This window comes from Carnobacterium sp. FSL E2-0243 (genome assembly GCF_038003605.1).
GTDB lineage: Bacteria > Bacillota > Bacilli > Lactobacillales > Carnobacteriaceae > Carnobacterium > Carnobacterium maltaromaticum.
Genome location: NZ_JBBOPM010000001.1, coordinates 416,276 through 435,651, shown reverse-complemented (window position 1 = coordinate 435,651; position 19,376 = coordinate 416,276). Strand labels below are relative to the sequence as shown.

Annotated in this window: 17 protein-coding genes; 7 read left to right on the top strand and 10 right to left on the bottom strand. The window is 35.2% G+C overall.

What is annotated here, in order from left to right:
- Positions 1-171 precede the first annotated feature (171 nt).
- Complete coding sequence (locus MHI00_RS02035; RefSeq protein ID WP_318589373.1) at positions 172-621, bottom strand: hypothetical protein; 450 nt, start codon at positions 619-621, stop codon at positions 172-174.
- A 309-nt stretch (positions 622-930) separates the two neighbouring features.
- Between MHI00_RS02035 and MHI00_RS02030 the strand changes: the two genes are divergently transcribed.
- The 4 genes from MHI00_RS02030 to MHI00_RS02015 all read left to right on the top strand — a co-directional run bounded on the left by MHI00_RS02030 (position 931) and on the right by MHI00_RS02015 (position 3,636).
- A complete protein-coding gene (locus tag MHI00_RS02030) occupies positions 931-1,524 on the top strand; it encodes a glycoside hydrolase family 73 protein (RefSeq protein ID WP_229252208.1) in 594 nt (197 codons plus the stop codon).
- Between the two features lie 80 nt (positions 1,525-1,604).
- Positions 1,605-1,892 (top strand): response regulator, encoded by a 288-nt coding sequence (locus MHI00_RS02025; RefSeq protein WP_341110600.1) that lies wholly within the window; start codon positions 1,605-1,607, stop codon positions 1,890-1,892.
- 108 nt (positions 1,893-2,000) lie between these two features.
- Complete coding sequence (locus MHI00_RS02020; RefSeq protein WP_341110598.1) at positions 2,001-2,243, top strand: winged helix-turn-helix domain-containing protein; 243 nt, start codon at positions 2,001-2,003, stop codon at positions 2,241-2,243.
- Entirely contained in the window at positions 2,233-3,636 is a 1,404-nt protein-coding gene (locus tag MHI00_RS02015; protein WP_341110597.1) for a sensor histidine kinase, read from the top strand. Before MHI00_RS02020 ends, MHI00_RS02015 begins: the two co-directional genes overlap by 11 nt.
- An 83-nt stretch (positions 3,637-3,719) precedes the next feature.
- Here the strand turns inward: MHI00_RS02015 and MHI00_RS02010 are convergent, their stop codons facing one another.
- The gene (locus tag MHI00_RS02010) at positions 3,720-4,355 is read right to left on the bottom strand and encodes a DUF421 domain-containing protein (protein WP_010052620.1); all 636 of its coding nucleotides are present in this window, start codon (positions 4,353-4,355) and stop codon (positions 3,720-3,722) included.
- Between the two features lie 15 nt (positions 4,356-4,370).
- The gene (locus MHI00_RS02005; RefSeq protein WP_010052618.1) at positions 4,371-4,826 is read right to left on the bottom strand and encodes a DUF3290 domain-containing protein; all 456 of its coding nucleotides are present in this window, start codon (positions 4,824-4,826) and stop codon (positions 4,371-4,373) included.
- A 253-nt stretch (positions 4,827-5,079) separates the two neighbouring features.
- Between MHI00_RS02005 and MHI00_RS02000 the strand changes: the two genes are divergently transcribed.
- The gene (locus tag MHI00_RS02000; protein WP_341110586.1) at positions 5,080-7,134 is read left to right on the top strand and encodes a DUF4822 domain-containing protein; all 2,055 of its coding nucleotides are present in this window, start codon (positions 5,080-5,082) and stop codon (positions 7,132-7,134) included.
- A gap of 127 nt (positions 7,135-7,261) precedes the next feature.
- Positions 7,262-9,610: a glycoside hydrolase gene (locus MHI00_RS01995; protein ID WP_341110583.1), complete on the top strand. Its 2,349-nt coding sequence runs from the start codon at positions 7,262-7,264 to the stop codon at positions 9,608-9,610.
- A 96-nt stretch (positions 9,611-9,706) separates the two neighbouring features.
- Here MHI00_RS01995 and MHI00_RS01990 read toward each other — a convergent pair whose 3' ends face one another.
- From MHI00_RS01990 to MHI00_RS01970, 5 genes are all read right to left on the bottom strand, one after another.
- Positions 9,707-11,086, bottom strand: coding sequence for a catalase (locus MHI00_RS01990; RefSeq protein WP_390882041.1), 1,380 nt, complete (start codon positions 11,084-11,086; stop codon positions 9,707-9,709).
- A 318-nt stretch (positions 11,087-11,404) separates the two neighbouring features.
- Entirely contained in the window at positions 11,405-12,244 is an 840-nt protein-coding gene (locus MHI00_RS01985; RefSeq protein WP_057000110.1) for a Cof-type HAD-IIB family hydrolase, read from the bottom strand.
- Between the two features lie 114 nt (positions 12,245-12,358).
- Positions 12,359-12,580, bottom strand: coding sequence for a hypothetical protein (locus tag MHI00_RS01980; protein WP_341110568.1), 222 nt, complete (start codon positions 12,578-12,580; stop codon positions 12,359-12,361).
- Between the two features lie 197 nt (positions 12,581-12,777).
- Positions 12,778-14,055, bottom strand: coding sequence for a hydroxymethylglutaryl-CoA reductase, degradative (locus tag MHI00_RS01975; RefSeq protein ID WP_341110565.1), 1,278 nt, complete (start codon positions 14,053-14,055; stop codon positions 12,778-12,780).
- A gap of 68 nt (positions 14,056-14,123) precedes the next feature.
- On the bottom strand, positions 14,124-15,293 hold the full coding sequence (locus MHI00_RS01970) for a thiolase family protein (RefSeq protein WP_341110562.1): 1,170 nt from the start codon (positions 15,291-15,293) through the stop codon (positions 14,124-14,126).
- 373 nt (positions 15,294-15,666) lie between these two features.
- On the opposite strand from MHI00_RS01970, the gene MHI00_RS01965 reads away from it, so the two are divergent.
- A complete protein-coding gene (locus MHI00_RS01965) occupies positions 15,667-16,839 on the top strand; it encodes a hydroxymethylglutaryl-CoA synthase (protein ID WP_341110559.1) in 1,173 nt (390 codons plus the stop codon).
- A gap of 55 nt (positions 16,840-16,894) precedes the next feature.
- Here the strand turns inward: MHI00_RS01965 and MHI00_RS01960 are convergent, their stop codons facing one another.
- Both MHI00_RS01960 and MHI00_RS01955 read right to left on the bottom strand, forming a co-directional pair.
- Positions 16,895-17,608, bottom strand: coding sequence for a putative bifunctional diguanylate cyclase/phosphodiesterase (locus MHI00_RS01960; RefSeq protein ID WP_080639166.1), 714 nt, complete (start codon positions 17,606-17,608; stop codon positions 16,895-16,897).
- Positions 17,545-19,323, bottom strand: a complete 1,779-nt coding sequence (locus tag MHI00_RS01955; protein WP_341110555.1) for a sensor domain-containing diguanylate cyclase — start codon at positions 19,321-19,323, stop codon at positions 17,545-17,547. Before MHI00_RS01955 ends, MHI00_RS01960 begins: the two co-directional genes overlap by 64 nt.
- Positions 19,324-19,376: the final 53 nt, after the last annotated feature.

The following is a 19,376-nucleotide window of genomic DNA, read 5'->3' as shown; positions in this document are numbered from 1 at the left end:
TACATAACCACCTTATCTTTGTTTACTATCTTTCAACTAACTATTTATACTTATTATTAATTATGAATCATTCTAATTTTAAAAATACCATTAATAACAAAAAAAATCCATAGAAAAAAACACGAAGTTGGTTTTTTTTTATGGATTTTAATCTTAAAATACTAACAATAACTAGTCAAATAAACTAGTTGTATACCCCATATATCCTGTAAATAAAGCATAGTGATTATCTACCTCATGCTTTTTTTGGATTTTCATATAATCAATTACATCCGCATCGGATATCACTATCTGATTTGATTTTTGTGCATTGATTAAGAACTCAATAACTGTATCATTAAACTTAAAAAAGTTAAGATAGACTTCTTTATAAGGCGTTGACATGGCTGCTCGATCTTCACCAATACCATAACACAGAGAATTGATATCAGAATCATTATGCATTGCTTCTTGTAGCGCTTGAAATAAGTACAAGCATTCCCTTTTATATCCTGTTAAGTAGTTTTTTTCATCTATACGTAACTTATGCTCTTCTGTATGAACATAATAAGTATCCACCCAATAATCAACAAATGCAGTAGCGTGATTATATAAAAAGTTATAAATTGTCTCTTTACTCATTCCTTGATCCACCTCCATAATCTTAACGATTATATTTCAAATCCTAAAAATAGGATTGCTTAGTTATTTTACCATTTTAAGATTTACTTTTGTTAAAAATAAAATAAAGTTTTATAAATACCTAATCTTATTTTTTCCATAGAAAATGGAATTTCTCATACACTAAATTTTTTTTTTCAAAAACCTTGTCTGGATTGGTCTATAGCTTTTTTTTCAAAAAAAAGAAACGCGATTAGAATGAAATTTCGCCACAATCTTGTAACATTTCTTTTGTATACTCTAATCAATAATAAAAAAAGGATGGTCTATATGAAAAAAAAATTAATCATTACTCAAAAAAATAAAAAAATCATGTTAAGTCTACTACTATCTGTCAGTATTATAGGAGCCTTTCTGTTTTCAAATCGTCAACCAAAAGAATACGAATATGTTGCAGCTGAAGAATATTCAACAAAGTATCAAACTGTCTTTATTGATAAGATTGCCGATGAAGCTCAAAATTTACAAGCTCAAACAAACTTATTTGCTAGCATTACCATTGCACAAGCAATTTTGGAATCTGATTGGGGAAATAGTGAATTGGCGCAAGAATCAAATAACTTATTTGGGATTAAAGCACAAGAATCTGATCAAAGTACAACCTTACCTACCGACGAATATGAGGATGGGGAACGAATCACCATTGATGCTGCTTTTAAAAAATACGACACTGTTCAAGAATCTATGGTTGATCATATTGTCTTTTTAGAAGGCGCTAGTTATGCTCCGGTTAAAACAGCAAAAAATTATATAGAAGCTGCTCACGCTCTTAAAGCTGGTGGATACGCGACAGATCCTAAGTATGCAGAAAAACTAATTGAGCTTATCGAACAATTTAAATTAGATAAATTTGACACCATCTAATTTTAGCTTAAGGTGGCTAAACAATTAGCATTGCTGTATAGTAAAAAGATAATAACCCTATTAAAAGGAGCCTCTTAATCATGAATGTTTTAATCGCTGATGACAATCCAGAAATGCTACAAATTCTTTGTGCATACATGAAAAAAGCTGGATTTACTACTTTTACAGCAACTAATGGCGAAGAAGCCTTGGAAGTTTTTTATCAAGAACAGTTGGATATTGCGATTTTAGACTGGATGATGCCTAAGCTGGACGGTTTGGAAGTCGCTGCCCAAATGAAAAAAGAAAGTCCAATCAAAATTTTAATGTTAACGGCTAAAAATCAAGGCGAAGATGAATTTCACTCATTATCTAATGGAGTTGATTAATTTGTAACTAAACCCTTTCATCCTCAAGTACTAATCTTACGTGTCAAAAAGCTACTTAACTTAACGGATTCCATTCACTTAGCCGATTTAACCATTGACCCCATGACTATGAAAGTCTGGAAAAATGAAGTCCCACTAGATTTAACCAAGAAAGAATTTGATTTATTGATGCTACTCTATAAAAATAGAGGCCATATTCTAACTCGAGAACAATTATTAGTCGGTGTTTGGGGTATGGATTACTCAGGTGTCGATCGAACAGTCGATACGCATATTCGCCGTTTACGAGAAAAAGTTGGCGATACAGTTATTCACACTAAACGAGGAGTTGGCTATAGCATTGAAGCATAAACCTTATAAAATCAGTACCAAACTCCTTCTGATGTTAACAACTCTAATTGTTTCGATTTTTCTGCTAGTTATTCTAGTAAACACTTTATTTTTACCTCGTTACTATCTGCATCAAATGGAAGATAAAGTTGCTACTGTTACATCCACATTAAAAAAATCAACTAGCACAGAGCGAACACCTAAAAAGTTAAAAGAATTGGCTGAAAATGAACAAGTCACCATTATTGCGGCTGATTTCAACGGGTTAAGCACTGATGATTTAAATGAATCCTTGCACACAGCTCTCTTAAGAGAAAGAGTTGCTTTAAATCGTTTTTGGGTAACTGATGATACCATTCAACAGTTGCAAGCCTCACCGAAATCCATTCAAAAACTCTACGACCAGGGCAAACAAAAATCAAGCTTTTTAGTTCATTTACAAATCTTAGACAATCAACTTTATTTGGTTGGAATCTCGCTAGTTGATTTTTCGGAAACTGCAACGATTATCAACACCTTCACCTTTATTTCTTTAGGATTAATTTTAACGTTAGCACTACTTATTATTTATATTTCTACAAAAAAAATTACGGAACCTTTATCCGAACTTAAACGTGTTACAGAGCAGATAGCCAAATTAAACTTTATTAAAGTTGAGGATATTCCACCCAATGAAATCGGTGAATTAGCCATTCATATTAATAAAATGAGTGCTGATTTAGAGCATTATCAAATAAGTCTATTGAATAAAAATCAACAACTAAAACAGTTTACTGCTGATTTAACTCATGAATTAAAAACTCCAATCGCCTTAATTAAAGCATACGGAAATGGAATTATTGACGATTTAGACGATGGTAGCTACCTTGCTACTATTCTAAAACAGGCTGACTTATTAAGTTTAACTGTTGATCAAATGCTTGACTATGCTAAATTAGAGCAACAAGATTTACAAGTAGAAAAAATCGATGTAAAACAGCTATTTAAAGAACGGCTCAGTAATTTTCAACTCGCAGCAGATACGCAAAAAATCACATTCAACCTCACAGATAAAGTTCCAGCACATCGTTTGATTGATGCTGATAGGATTTTACTAGCTCGAGTCTTTGATAACTTGTTAAGCAACGCTTTAAAATATGCGACTGCACCTGAAATCACTATCACTTGGGAAAAAAATGATACTGACTTACAATTTTCAATTCAAAATAAAACATCTCTTTCCGATACTTTTGAGCCACGTAAACTTTTGGAAGCTTTTTATGTAGAGGAAAAGTCCCGTAATAAAAACCTAGCTGGGACAGGTTTAGGCTTAGCGATTGTAAATACGATTATTGAACAACATCAATTTGAGCTAGATGTCTCGATAAAAAAACAAATGATTCAATTTAAGCTACTCTTTCCATTCGCTGATTAAATAAAAAATATAGGCTACAATCATGAATAAAAATAGTCATGATTGTAGCCTATATTTTTCTTGCTTGCCCGTATAGAGAACTCTTATTTTTCTGCATATGGATAAATACGGATCTCACCAGAAATGTATTCCGCCATATAAATTTCACCCATGCTATAGCCACGCTGGTTTAATTCTCCTTCAATCCACTGTTGGTCTCTTTGAATCAGGTCTAAAACATCCTCATTCACCTGACCATCAACCACAATTGGATATTTAATACTTTCATCTCCATATTGAATAATGGTAAATTGTCCATTTTGCTCCATAACAGCTTTTTTGACCGTTGAAACTTCATAAATTCCAGCTGCTCTTAACTTAAAAGACAAATCATTAGCCGAGATACCGCATCTTAAACATTCCTTGACAGACACTTCTCCATTAGAAATTAAGGTAATTGGTTTTCCATCAATCAGACGTTTAATATACACATTATTATTTTTAGCGAATTTCATTACTAGCACTAAAATCGTCCAAATAACTAACACGAGGAAAAATTGCAAGATTGTTATGCTTTCATTATAAATAACCCCTCCAATAATGCCCCCTAACACATAATTTTGAACTTGATCCATAGCCGAACTAGGAGCTAAATTCCCTTTACCTAATAAATTGATTTGAATAATCAGGCAAATAAAGCCGAGACCTAACTTAATAATAGCTGAATAATATAAATCCATCTGACTTTCCCCCTTTTATTTTTGGTTCGTTCCGTTAATTTTTATATCAGAATCAACAATGTGAACTTTCATTAAACTGTATGCAGAAAAATCCGAATTAAAATCAACCTGATAATACTCGTTCTTTAGTTTAATCACCATTTCATCTGTCAGAGAAGTTGAATTCACACTAATTTCTTTCGTCTCAGTATCTTCATTAATCGCTACTTGAGTAATGAAATGAACCATTTGTCCTGACTGGGATATACTCGATTGACCTTGTGAATAATTGGTAAATTGTACACCAATGATAAAAACTAGACTTAAAAATAAAATTAAACTTAAATCTCGATACTTAGTTTGAATTCGATTTCGCATATATTTAATGATGACAAATGCTAAAAAAAGAAGGATACAAAAAATAAGAGAATACTTTAAATAGTTATTGCTTTGCGATTGATTGACTAAATAATCAAATGTATAAAATTCCATACGCTGCTCTCCTTACTACATGCTCAGTTATTTTATTAATCAACTAATTTTCATTCGTACTTATTTTAACGCATAACTAGAAATTTAGCTAGATTTCAACAAAAAAGAGACTGCTGGTTATTAAACTAGTCAGAGCCTTAAACTAAAAGTTTATAAATTGTTTATAGTTTTTTTAGTTTGTGTTTATGCCTTCTCCGTAAGCTCTATGCTAAGATATTGCTAAGATAACTAAAAAATAAAAAGGAGCTTGACTATGACAAACAAAACTAGCTTAAAAAAGTATTTTAATTTATTATTGGTGCTGATTCTGATGCTACCTTTACTACTTCCAATTGAAGGGCACGCTGTTACTAACCGAGCAAACTCAGATGTATTAGGTTCACAAAATTGGCAAGGGACTACCGTTACCGACCAAAACGGCAATGATGTAACAGATTTAAACACAAGCTTTATTGGTTTAGCAAAATATGAAGCTGCTACAAACCGTTATGAATTTTTTGATGCAGCAACTGGTCTTTCCCGTGGTGACAGCGGCATTTACTTCTTAACGCAAGATCAGAAAAAAAGGGTCCTGATTTCCCAAACGCGAAATTACAATGTCGTTGTCGATATTTTGACTCTAAATAATGAACTCTTTACTTACCGTCGGATGGGAAAACTTGCAGATGGTAGCGAAGGTTTAGTCGATGTTGCGCATATACCCTATCAAGGAACTTTAGACTTTACTACGCCACTAACTGATTTAGTTACTGAAACTGGTGAAATTGACAAAAGCAAGTCTGGACGAGATATTTTAGCAGATACTAAGTGGCAAGGTACTGTTGTTTATGATGAAAATGGCTTGGATGTTTCAGCTTATAATGGAGGATTTTTAGGTCTAGCCCGCTACGAGGCTTCAACCAATCGTTATGAATTTTTTGATAAAGTCAGTGGACAAACTCGCGGTGATTATGGGTATTATGATGTTATTCGTGAAAATAAAATAAGAACTCATGTCTCTTTAGGTATGAACTATGCGGCCGCTTTTGAATTGACTGAAATAAACAGCCAACGTTTTACCTATACTCGTATGGGGAAAAACGCTGAAGGAGCAGACATCAAAGTAACTGTAGAACATGAACCTTATTTAGGAGAATATCCTCTTAATTTTACATTTGGCGAAACAAATCCAGAACCTGAGATCCCTGAAATAGAAAAACCTGAAGAAAGCAAACCTGGTCAAGACTTATTAGGTTCTACAAATTGGCAAGGGACTACAGTCACCGATCAAAATGGCAATGATGTAACAGCTTTAAATGCGGGTTTTATTGGTTTAGCAAGATACGATGCGACTACAAACCGTTATGAATTTTACGATGCTGCAACAGGTCTTTCTCGTGGTGACAGTGGTATTTACTTCTTAACGCAAGATCAGAAAAAAAGAGTCTTGATTTCCCAAACTCGAAATTATAATGTTGTTGTTGATATTTTGACCTTAAACACTGACTTATTTACCTACCAACGAATGGGGAAACTGCTTGATGGTAGTGAAGGTTTAGTTGATGTTGCCCATGTACCTTATGCAGGTGAGTTAGAATTTACCACGCCTTTATCAGAACTAGTTACTGAAACTGGTACAATTGACCAGAATCTACCTGGTCGAGATATTTTGGCGAATACAAAATGGCAAGGAACTGTTGTGTATGACGAAAATGGGCAAGATGTTTCTGCCTATAATAGTAGTTTTTTAGGTCTGGCTCGTTATGAAGCGACTTCTAATCGTTATGAATTTTTTGACAAAGCTACTGGGCAACCGCGGGGAGATTTTGGTTACTATGATGTTCTTCGTGGCAATAAACTTAGAGCTCACGTCTCTTTAGGTATGAATTATGCAGCAGCTTTTGAACTGACTGAATTAAATAATCAAAGATTTACCTACTCAAGAATGGGAAAAAATGCCCAAGGCGAAGACATTAAAGTCACTGTTGAACATGAACCTTATCAAGGTGAATTTGCTCTTGATTTTAACTTTGGTCAACCTATTCCAGTTCCTGAAGTACCTGAAGTTCCTGAAACAATTCTTCCACCGACTGAAACGCCAGAAACTACTGTTCCTGAGACTCAACTACCTAAAGTTGAGCAACTAACAAATGATCCAAAACAAAAACCAGCTACTGACGCAGCTATTTTTCCAAAGCTAGAATCAGGCTCAACTGATGCTAGTGATTTCCCACAAACGGGTGAAAAAGACTCCAATCTGCCTATTCTTTTAGGATTTATAAGTACACTATTAGGCACAATAGGTTTTGCTTACCGTAAATTCAGATAAGAACACAGAGCATGAAACGAGGAATTAAAAGGGCTGATGCTCATTTAATTCCTCGTTTTTTATAGCGCCATATTTCTGTAACATTCCTCCTATATACTGGTATTTAATCGAGGAGGAGGAATAAATAGTGAATTTCAAAAAAATAGTTACATCACTAGCTTTACTAAGTTTAACGATGACTGGTTGCGGCATTACTGGTCAATCAAAAACAAATAAACCTAGCTTAAAAGTAACTGAACAAGAATTTTCAAAAAATAAAAGCTATGCTAAAAAGGATTTTGATTACAAAGTTGATCCTGAAACCTTTCAATTAAGCCTGACAACCAATGGCAAAACTGAAATTGTGGCACAACCTCAACAGCCACGAAAAATAGCCGATTATCAAGAAACAGCTAGCGAAATTAGTTGGAGCTATCCTGACGAACACGTTGAAATTACACTAAAAAAAGAAAAAGATCATTTAGCTGTCAAGATACTCAATCAAGCAAAAAAAGACAATACCTTTAGTTGGCCTAAAATTGATGCAGAAAATTACACACTCCCAATTGCTGAAGGGAAATCGATTCCTAATAACCAACCAGAATGGCTTAAGTATTTCCTGGGAAATAACGAAATCGACTTACTTGAAGCTTTCTCAATGAGCTTTTTTAGTATTAATCAACCAAACTTTGCCACGACCTTTGTTTTAGATAATACCTTCAATAGCCAAATGACAGCTGCTACTGAACCACATCTAAGTTTTGAAACGAGTCATACCTTTGTAGGCTTCGACCCGAATAAAACTTTGAATTATCGTATCTATTTAACCGATAATGATCCAGTTGCGATTGCAAAAACTTATCAAAAAGACCGAGTTGCACTGGATAAATTTAAAACATTAGAACAAAAAGCGCAAGAAAATCCTGAAATTAATAAGATGAATGGTGCTTTACAAATCTACTTTTGGAACAACCGACTGCTGACTAGTGACGATGTAAAATGGCAAGCTTTAGCTGCTAAAATAGATGAACCGATTTTCAAATGGATTGGCGAACTATTAGCCAAATATGGCGAAGATGGTGATGAAGAATACCAAAGTATTTTACCTGCTATCAAAGCTGGCGAAGCTTATAAATATGAACAAAATGTTTTCTTAAATTCACTAAACTATGTACTACTTTATCCGGAATTTTACAACTCTGAGATTTTCACCAAGCCTGATGAAGTTGCTAGTAAACTGATTGAAAAAGGCGTTGATAAGTTAACCGAGCAAGAACGTTACACATTAAATCAACATTTAATGGCTGGTACTTTAGGTACAGATGTTACAAAACCACTTGAACAATGGGGACAAAAAGCTTCAACTAATGTTCTAACCGATATGAAAAAAAGTGGAATCAACAAGGCTTGGATTGGCTTGCCTAACTGGGCAAATGGTTTAATGAATCCTAAAATGGTTGCTGAAGCCAATGATAAAGGCTATTTAGTTGGACCTTATGATTCTTATCAATCCATTCAAGAAGATGCTAGCATTGATTGGAATACGGCTTCTTTCCCAAATCCAACATTATATGAAGATGCTACTATTACCAATAAAAAAGGCGATAAAATCCCTGGTTTCTTAGGCAAAGGCCGTAAACTAAATTCTACGTTAATTTTCCCTGACGTAAAAGAGCGTGTAACTGGGATTTTAGCCAATAACATTCCCTTCAATTCTTGGTTCTTAGATACGGATGCAGCTGGCGAAATCTATAACGATTATGATCCTACTCATAAAACAACTCAAGCAGATGATGTTGATGCTAGATTAAAAAGAATGAATTATCTCAATTCATTAGGAATGGTAGTTGGTGCTGAAACAGGAAATGATTTTGCCAGTGAAGGGATGGTCTATGCTCATGGCTTAGAAACGCCTGTCATTATGTGGTCAGACCCTGATATGCGTCAGAATAAAGAGAGTGAGTATTATGTGGGTGATTACGCTGCTGTTGACGGTGGAATTCCATCTAAATACAATAAAGTAGTCCCAATTAAAGATGAATACAAACCAATCTACACGGACCCTTTATACTCTGTCCCTCTTTATAAATTAGTTTATAACCGCTCTGTTATTACTTCACACCACTGGGAATGGGATAGCTATAAAATAAAAGGACTAACCGGTCAACGTCGTTTACAAGAGTACTTGTATAACACTCCACCGATGGTTCATTTAGACCAAGCAACTTGGCAAGATAGAAAAGAAGATATTGTCCAAAATGCCAAAACATGGACCCCCTTCCAAGAAAAAGCGCTCCAACATGAAATGACTAATTTCAGTTATTTATCAGAAGACCGTCTCGTTCAAAGAACAGATTTTGGAGCTGATTTAAGTGTCGTTGCAAACTTTTCAAAAACTGACTTCCAACTGGGAAAAGAAACAATTCCACCAGGTACAGCTTTGATTATCGAAGGGACTAAAACGACTTTAATCGATACTCGTACTGTCGAAAAATAAGAATACTCAAATAAGTATCAAACAAAAAGGCTGAACAACTAGAAAAATCTAGTTGTTCAGCCTTTTTTATTTAGAGTTAATCTACCTCAAGTATTTTTAAATGTTAATCCCTAAACCAGCTGCAACACGCGCTCCATATTCTGGATCAGCTTTTAAGAAATGTTGGATTTGACGAACTTTAATCGCTTCATCTTCAACTGGCTGCATGTGTCCTACAATATTCGCAATCAAGCGTGTTTTACCATCTTCAGATAGTAGACGATATAAATCACCAGCTTGAGTATAATGGTCATCATCGTCATACGCTACTGAATCCGCCATTCCATGAACTTCAAAACTAGCTTGTTTATTTGCTAGCGTTTCAGTTGGTCCACCTAAGCTATTAGGCTCGTAATAAACGGAACTTCCACCATTCGCATCTGAACGCATTGCTCCATCACGATGGTAGTTTTTAACTTCATTTTTCGGGCGATTAATTGGCAATAAGTGGCTATTTGCCCCAACGCGATGACGATGAGCATCACCATAAGCAAATAAACGACCTTGCAACAATTTATCTGGTGAAAAATCAACTCCTGGTACAATATTGCCTGGCGTAAAGGTTACTTGTTCTACTTCTGCAAAGTAATTATCTGTATTACGATCTAAGACCATACGACCAACTTCAATTAATGGATAGTCTTTTTGTGACCAAACTTTGGTTACATCAAATGGATTAAAACGATAATGATCTGCATCGGCTAAAGGCATAATTTGGACACACAATTTCCAAGCTGGTGCGTCTCCATTTTCAATGGCATTAAATAAATCTTCTGTATGGTAATCAGGATTACTTCCTGCCAACTCTTCAGCTACTTCAGCTGTTAAATTTTTAATTCCTTGCTCTGTTTTAAAATGATATTTAACCCAAACACTTTCGCCAGCAGCATTGGTCCATTTAAAGGTATGACTTCCAAAACCGTGCATATGACGGAACGTCGCAGGAATTCCACGATCTGACATTAAAATCGTCACTTGGTGTAAAGATTCTGGTGACAATGACCAGAAATCCCAAATAGCATTATGGTTTTTCAAATGTGTTTGAGGATCACGTTTTTGTGTATGGATAAAATCTGGAAATTTGATTGCATCGCGAATAAAGAAAATAGGCGTATTATTTCCGACAATATCATAATTTCCTTCATCAGTATATAATTTTACTGCAAAACCACGAGGATCACGCAATGTATCTGCAGAACCACTTTCACCTGCAACCGTTGAAAAACGTGTGAATACAGGTGTCTTTTTCCCGATTTCAGATAAGAAATCAGCTTTTGTATATTCCGTTAAATCATTCGTCACTTCAAAATATCCATGGGCACCGGCACCTTTTGCATGTACCACACGCTCTGGAATACGCTCACGGTTAAAATGCGCCAACTTTTCTAAAAGTGCAACATCTTGGATTAAAACTGGACCACGATTACCAGCTGTCATTGAGTTTTGGTTATCCCCAATTGGTGCGCCTGCATCAGTAGTTAAATTCGATTTGTGGCTGTCTAGATTTTTTGTCACAAATAATCACCTCGTTAATTATTTCCATTCCTAAATAAGAATAGCTACAATTAGTATACCGATGAATAATTTGAAGGTCAACCTATCCTTTTTATAAAAAACCATATTATAACAAAAACATTCTCAAAAACCCTTTCAAATCAAGAATACAAACAATAGAAATAACAAAAAGATTTTTTACTTTCCCACTAAACAAGACCGCTTAAATCAAGCTAAAAAAATAAAAAGTAGAGCTAGACTCTACTTAATAATCTCAAGTAACCGTAATCCATTGAGAATGCCATCGTCCTCTGGTTTATCGGTAATATAATCAGCAATCGCTTTTAATTCCTCACGACCATTTTCCATGGCTACCCCTGTTCCCACAATTTTCAACATTTCTTGATCATTAAGCCCGTCACCAAAAGCGACTGATGCTTCTATTGGGAATTCTAAAAATTGCATTAATTTAGTAATTCCAACTGCTTTTGATCCATTATTTGGACAAACATCCACAGAATACGGATTCCAGCGCATAAAACTGCAGTCAGGAAATTCTTGACTATAATAGGCATCATGCTCTTCAGTTGCATGTAACATACATTGATAAATCAAACGATTCTCATAATACTCTTTCAAAACAGGGCGGTTGCCATGGATTTTATCTGAACGTTTAAAAGCCGCATTTATTAAAAAAGTCGGTGGACTGAAAGGCAAAATTCGACTTAATTTTTTCTGCCATTTGCGGCTTCCTGTTGTAGTTAGTGAATTTCCTGCTATCATTTCTGAGCCTGCAAAGGCAATGCCTTGTTTGTTTATTTCAGCTGCTTGGGCTAAGCGCTCGACTAAATGGGCTTCCATTGGGTTTTGGTACACAATCTCACCTTTATGCACAACATATTGACCATTTAAGCTAATATGTGTATCAATTGCTAATTCTTCTAAAATTTCTTTAATTAGAAAAGGTGGGCGACCAGTTGCTATCGCCGGAATAATTCCTTGTTTTTTCAATTCTAAAATAGCTAATTTTGCAGACGCGGGAATTCTTCGCTTCTTATCTAATAAGGTACCATCTATATCAAAAAACACTATTTTTGTCATTGTTTGTCCTCCCTCACTTTGTATTATTTGCCTTTAGTTTACCGTTTTACCAAAGCTGATACAAGGATAAAAAAGTGCCTAGTCACTAAGTACACCTATTCAATCGCGAAATTCTTATCTACACTCTTTAATCACAAGTACTTCTTGGTAAACATCAACCGAAAGAACCTCATGGACATCATTAAAGTTTCTTTTAATTATTTTTGAAATTTCATCTATCTCCAATTCCTCATATAAGACAAGCGTCTTATCAATTACGCGGAATAAATTACACTGTTCCACTCTAAATGTCACATAATATAAATAAGCATCTTTCCATTTATCTTCAATCTTCATCAATAATTTCCTCATTTCTATCTAATCGGTTATAAGTAAGAACTTAAAACTAAGTATAATATATTTATCAAATGTTATTTTATTTAAAATTAGATAAATAGTCACTAATTTCATAGAAAATGAGAATGGGTATCTTTTACTCCAAATAAAAAAGCTGAAAGGTTTCCCAATCAGCTTTTCAATCTATTTATATCCAACTATCGTATTTCAGCCAAAATTTTCTGAGCTTGTGCTAAATTTTGATTTTTTGATTTTTTTAATTGCGCTACAACTTCCTCAATTTCAGACTCTGTTGCTCCCGCATGAATCGCTAAAGATTTCATTTGTAAGGACATATGTCCCTTTTGAATGCCTTCAGAAACTAAGGCTTTTAAGGCAGAAAAATTCTGAGCAAGACCAACAGAAACAATAACACTTGCTAATTCACTCGCTTTTTCAATTGCTAAAAGTTGTTGATTAACTTTAACTAACGGTAATACACTAATGGCGCCGCCCACCATTCCTACAGGCATAGGTAACGTCAATTCTCCCACTAAATGACCGACTTCATTAATACTCCAATTAGACATTGCTTGATAACGTCCATTTCGACTAGCATAGGCATGCGCTCCAGCTTCAATCGCTCTAAAATCATTGCCCGAAGCTAACACAACTGCATCAATCCCATTCATAATCCCTTTATTATGGGTCGCTGCTCTGTACGGATCTAAATCAGCATAACGTGTCGCTTCCACAATTCGCTGAGCAATCCATTGTCCATCATAGCTCGAAGTTGTCAGTTGGTTTGGATCAATTTCACAAGTCGCCGTTACTAAAGAGCAATCGCCATAATTGCTCAATATTTCCATCAATACATCGCCTTGAATCCATTCCGTTATCGGTCCAACAGTCGCCTCTAAAATAGTATTAATCATATTGGCACCCATCGCTTCTTGAACATCAATAATCAAATGAACGGTTAAAAATTCAGGCTCAGATTTTTCATTTAGAATCACCCGCGTTTCAACGCGCTTCACTCCGCCGCCACGTTTCACAATTGATGGATACGCTAAATTAGCAATTTCAATAATCTCAGCGCTTCTAGCTTGCACTAATTTTTCAGCAGCTAGAACATCTACCAAATTTTGGAAAATCAATTGACCAATCATAGCACGTTCTTTAATAGTTGTCGTAAACCCACCTAATTGGCGAATCACTTTTGCGCCATTACTACTAGCAGCAATCACAGAAGGCTCCTCGACAACCATTGGTACGATGACATCTTTTTGATCGACTAAAAAATTCAAAGCCACTCCCAACGGTAACGGAAATTGCCCAATTTGATTCTCAATCATACTATCCGCAATCGCATCACTTAACAGTGGATTGTCCAACAATTGACGGCCCGCTTCCTGCGTTAAAAAACCTCGTTCCACCAAAAGCTGAATACGCTCAGAGCGGTTTTTTTGATAAAATTTAGAAATAGACGAATCCAAATTACATCTCTCCTTTAATTGACTGTTGAGAGCCGTCTTAAGCTCCTATCAAATGTTAATGGGCTGAATTAATCTCGCTCAACAACCATTGCCACACCTAGTCCACCACCGATACATAAGGAAGCTATCCCAACTTTAGTATTGGTTTGTTGTAATTCTTGAAGCAAACTGGTCACAACTCGTGCGCCTGATGCACCGATTGGATGACCTAATGCAATTGCTCCACCATAAATGTTTAACTTTTCCGCTGGTACTTCTAAGTCACGAGCAACAGCAATCGACTGAGAAGCAAAGGCCTCGTTTAATTGGAATAAATCAATTTGATCAATCGTATAATCGCCTTTTTCTAAGACTTTTTTTACAGCATAATAAGGTGCATAACCCATAATTTCAGGAGCAATCCCAACTTCAGAAGTTGCTTTTATTGTTGCTAAATAAGGAATTCCTTCTGCAATTGCTCGTTCCTTAGACATTAAAATCAAGGCTGATGCGCCGTCGTTAATGCCTGATGAGTTACCAGCAGTCACGGTCCCATTTTCTTTAAAAACCGTTTTTAAAGTTGCTAATTTTTCAACTGTTGAATTGCCACGAATCGTTTCATCTTCAGTAAACCATGTTCCTTCAGCTAATGGAACAGGAACAATTTCAGACTTAAATAACCCTTTTTCTTGAGCTGCGGCAGCCTTCATATGGGACTGATAAGCAAACAAATCTTGCTCTTCTCGACTAACCTTAAATTTTTCAGCAACATTTTCAGCTGTCACGCCCATTGGATATTCCCCAAAAGCGTCTGTTAATCCATCATGAAACATGCTATTGATTAATTCTTCTGATTTTAACTCCATTCCGACCGCTGTACTGGCAACCAAAGAAGGGGCCTGTGACATGTTTTCAGTCCCACCAACAACGACAACATCTGCTTCACCCAGTTGAATAGCTTGTCTACCTAACATGATTGCTTTTAAACCAGAACCACAAACTTCATTAATCGTCATAGCAACAGCTTGATAAGGAATTCCTGCTTTAATTGATATCTGACGAGCTACATTTTGACCTAAACCAGCTTGCAAAACATTTCCAAAGATAACTTGATCAACACTCTCTGGATCGATATTAGCACGTTCTAACGCACCCTTTACTACTGTTACGCCTAAATCAACTGCTGAGCTATCTTTCAAACTACCACGGTATTTCCCAATCGGTGTTCGCACTGCATCTATAATAACTATTTCTCTCATAGCAATCTCCCTTTTTAGTCTATTGAACTCGCAATTTTAGCCACATTATAAAAACAAAAAATACCCGAAAAAGTGTTTTTTTTACTTCTATTGGAATTCTGCTTTTTCCTCCCGTGGTTTGCGAGATGAAATGAACCTTAATTATAATCTACTTGCATTATAGCATGGGAATTCTTAAAAATTGTATAAATTTCTGAATTTCCAGTGATTTGACTCAAGCAAATCGAAAATTCCACTATTTAAATCGAAAAAGCAGTTAGGAACTAAAGATTTAACTAAATTTTGACTAGAATCAAGCGAATGTATTGTTTTTTACCAGATTTTCTACTAAACTTAAAGTGTTTCAAAATATATTAACAAAAAGGACGTTCATATGAAAATAGGAATCGATAAACTAAGTTTTTATACCCCTGCTTTTTATGTTGATATGACAGAATTAGCTAATGCGCGCGGTATCGACCCAAATAAATTCACCATTGGAATCGGACAAGACAAAATGGCTTTTGCACCGATTACCCAAGATGCTGTGACCATGGGTGCTAATGCAGCACTTAATTTTTTAACAGAAGAAGACCGCAAAAAAATTGATTTAGTCATCTTAGCGACTGAATCAGGAATTGATCAATCAAAATCTGGCGCTATTTATATCCACCGTCTCTTAAAGTTACAGCCTTTCGCTCGTTCAATCGAGTTTAAAGAAGCTTGTTACGGAGCCACTGCTGGCATTAACTTAGCAAAAGATTATATTGCACAACATCCTGATAGCAAAGTCTTAGTCATTGGTTCAGACATTGCTCGTTATGGACTTGATACGCCTGGAGAAGCGACTCAAGGAGCTGGAGCTGTTGCCATGTTACTTTCTACAAATCCACGCTGTATTGCTTTAGAAAATGACCAAGTTTTCTTAACAGAAGATATTATGGATTTTTGGCGTCCAACTTACTCTGAATATGCTTGTGTACAAGGAAAGTACTCAACTGAACAATACTTACATTTCTTTGAAACCATTTGGGCAGAATATCAACGGAAGTTTTCACAACCTCTAGAAAAATTTGCAGCCTTGTGCTTCCATTTACCCTATACTAAAATGGGAAAAAAAGCTTTAGACTTGATTATTGAAACTGCACCTAGTGACGTTCAAGAACAATTAACTGAAAACTATCGCTTAAGCACATTGTATAGTCGTAACATTGGCAATATCTATACAGGATCACTTTACCTAAGCTTTATTTCACTTTTAGACCATCAACCAAACTTAGCTGCCGAGGATAAAATTGGCTTCTTTAGTTATGGTTCTGGCGCTGTTGGTGAATTTTTCAGTGGAACTTTACAGCCTGGCTTTAAAGAATTCATCACTACTGCTGAACATCAAGACTTATTAACAAATCGCAAAAAATTATCTATTTCGGAATATGAAACACGCTTTAAAGAAGAGCTTCCTAAAGATGGTTCAACATTAGAAATTAGTAGCACTGACGAAGATCCAGCTCCAATTGTCTTAACTGGCATTACTGAGCATATGCGTCAATACAAACGCAAACAATAAAATTTCCATCAAAAAAACCTACCAAATTAGTTTAATTGGTAGGTTTTTTAATAAGTTACCCTTTCAACCACTTGTCTGTGACATCCTTGGCAGAAACAGGTTTCGAAAAATAATAGCCTTGAATAATAAAATTCCCCATCGTTTTAAGAGTGGCTAATTGTTCTTTCGTCTCGACTCCTTCAACAATAACTTGTAAATGCAGTTTATCTGCTAATTGAATAATTGTTTCAGTCACCGCCGTTACCTTCGCATCTAAATTTAAAGCCTCAGTAAAACTTCGATCAATTTTTAAACTTTGAATCGGAAAATCAATCACATAACGTAAAGAACTATAGCCCGTTCCAAAATCATCAATACTTAATTGGACACCCATTTTATGGAGTTGCTTCAAATTCTTTTGGGATTCAGCTAAATCAGCCATTAATACAGTTTCTGTAATCTCTAATTCCAATAAATTAGGTGGTATTTGATGCTTAGCTAACTGCTTCGCAACTAAACAAACCAAAGCATCTCCATGGAAATCATTGGCTGATAAATTCAATGAAACTGGGATTGTAAAACCTAGATTCAACCAGACTTTAATTTGATGACAAGCCATTTCAATTATTTGTTCACTGAGTTGAATAATATGTCCTGTCTGCTCAGCTAAAGGAATAAATTGATCTGGATAGCGTAAATCGTCTTCCCAAGGAACTTGCCAACGAATCAAGGCCTCAACACCATAAAGCTCCTCTGTGTCTGCATGAACCTTAGGCTGGTAGTGTAACAAGAATTCTTTTTTTCAATCCCCTTCATTAACTCTAGCTCTTTTTGATACTCATTTTGCAGTTGCTTTTCATATTGTGAATATGAAATAATCAATGTTTTACCTGTTTCACGAACTTGCTGTTTGGCAGAATACATCGCTATATCTACTTTTGTCAGTAATTCCTCAAATTCACTACCATCTTCATATGCCTTCACTAGCCCAATACTGGCTGCCGGAAATAATCGGATTTTTTCAATAACCATTGCTTTACCAAATACTTTTAATAAGTTTTCCCCTACATCTTCCGTTTCCCCAGCGTATTCCTCGATAAACGTTAAGACAAACTCATCGCCTCCAACCCTAGCTAAAAAGTATTCTTTTCCGATATACCGTTGAATTCTCTGTGCCACTTTTGTTAAATATAAATCGCCAATATTATGACCATAGCGATCATTAATTTTTTTCAATTCAGTCATATCAATATAATAAATACTGAGGATTGTCTTTTTTTGAAACGCATACCGTTGCCTCAATTCATTTAAACAATCTTCTATATATTCTTTCATAAAATAACGATTAGGGAGCTTTGTCAGTCCATCATGATAGGCTAAACTACGAATCATTTTTTCCACCTGATTTTCTTTCGTAATATCTGCCCCAACTAAAAATATTTCTGTAATTTTTAGCTCTTCAATTATGATAGGCACAATCTGAATCTTAAATTCCTTGACCGTTCCATCATTAGTTGTGACTTTAGTTTCAAATTGAACATTTTTTCTTTCATTTATTGCTTCAGTAAAATAACTAACTGAACGACAATATTGCTGTGGTTCCATTACTTCTTCAATCCTCGTAATCCCTTGCTCTAATTCCGTTGAAAAAAGCAACTGGGCTGCATCATTTAAACTAAGAATCTCCCCCGCTGCATTAATTAATAATACCGGATCCGGATTACTTTTTAGTAAAGAATAACTCATATCTTTTAACTTACTAATTTCACGACGATTTGTATCAAAGGCAAAACTAACAGCTGAAACCCCAAGAAAACTTAATTGTAGAAGAATGGTAAATAAGCTAATTGTAACAACTAAATAAGTAGCTTCTAGTCCCATTTCTGGTTGTAGAAAATAATCCGTTTCAAATTGAAGTTCGACTAATCCAAAATAAAATACGGCGCTTAATAATAACGCTAAAACAATCGCTTTTTTAGCATCTTGGATGATACGTAATTGTCCAGTCAATAACTTATTTTGAGTGATAACAATCCAAATAGTGTACATTCCAGAAATGAAACTAAGCAATACTGAACCCATTAAGAATAGTGGATGATACGAAATGCCATTTGAAACGATTGCTCGCATCCCCATATAATGAACACCTAGCAACCCGCCTGTTAACAACAATCCTGCTATGAATAAGTCATTTTTAGTTGTTTTTTTACGACTCATTAACAAAAAAGCTAAATAACAGCCTAAAAAAAGCAATCCAAGTGCGAACCAAGCAAAAAATGGTGTGTAGCTAAAATTTGTGTGATTTAAATAACCCATTAACCCCACATATTGCATCGCACCAATTCCAACACTCATCACGATTGCTTTCACCAAAATCCAACCATTCCGATACAAACTACTTTTATCATCTAATAAACGATTCACACTAACAACATTATATGCTGTAAACAGAGCGATCAAATACGAGCAAATAACTAAAATCGGGATATAATAACCCATTTGCATGTTGAACCACTCCTCTTTCTCTCCACTAATCTATCTAAAGCTTTATCTCATCC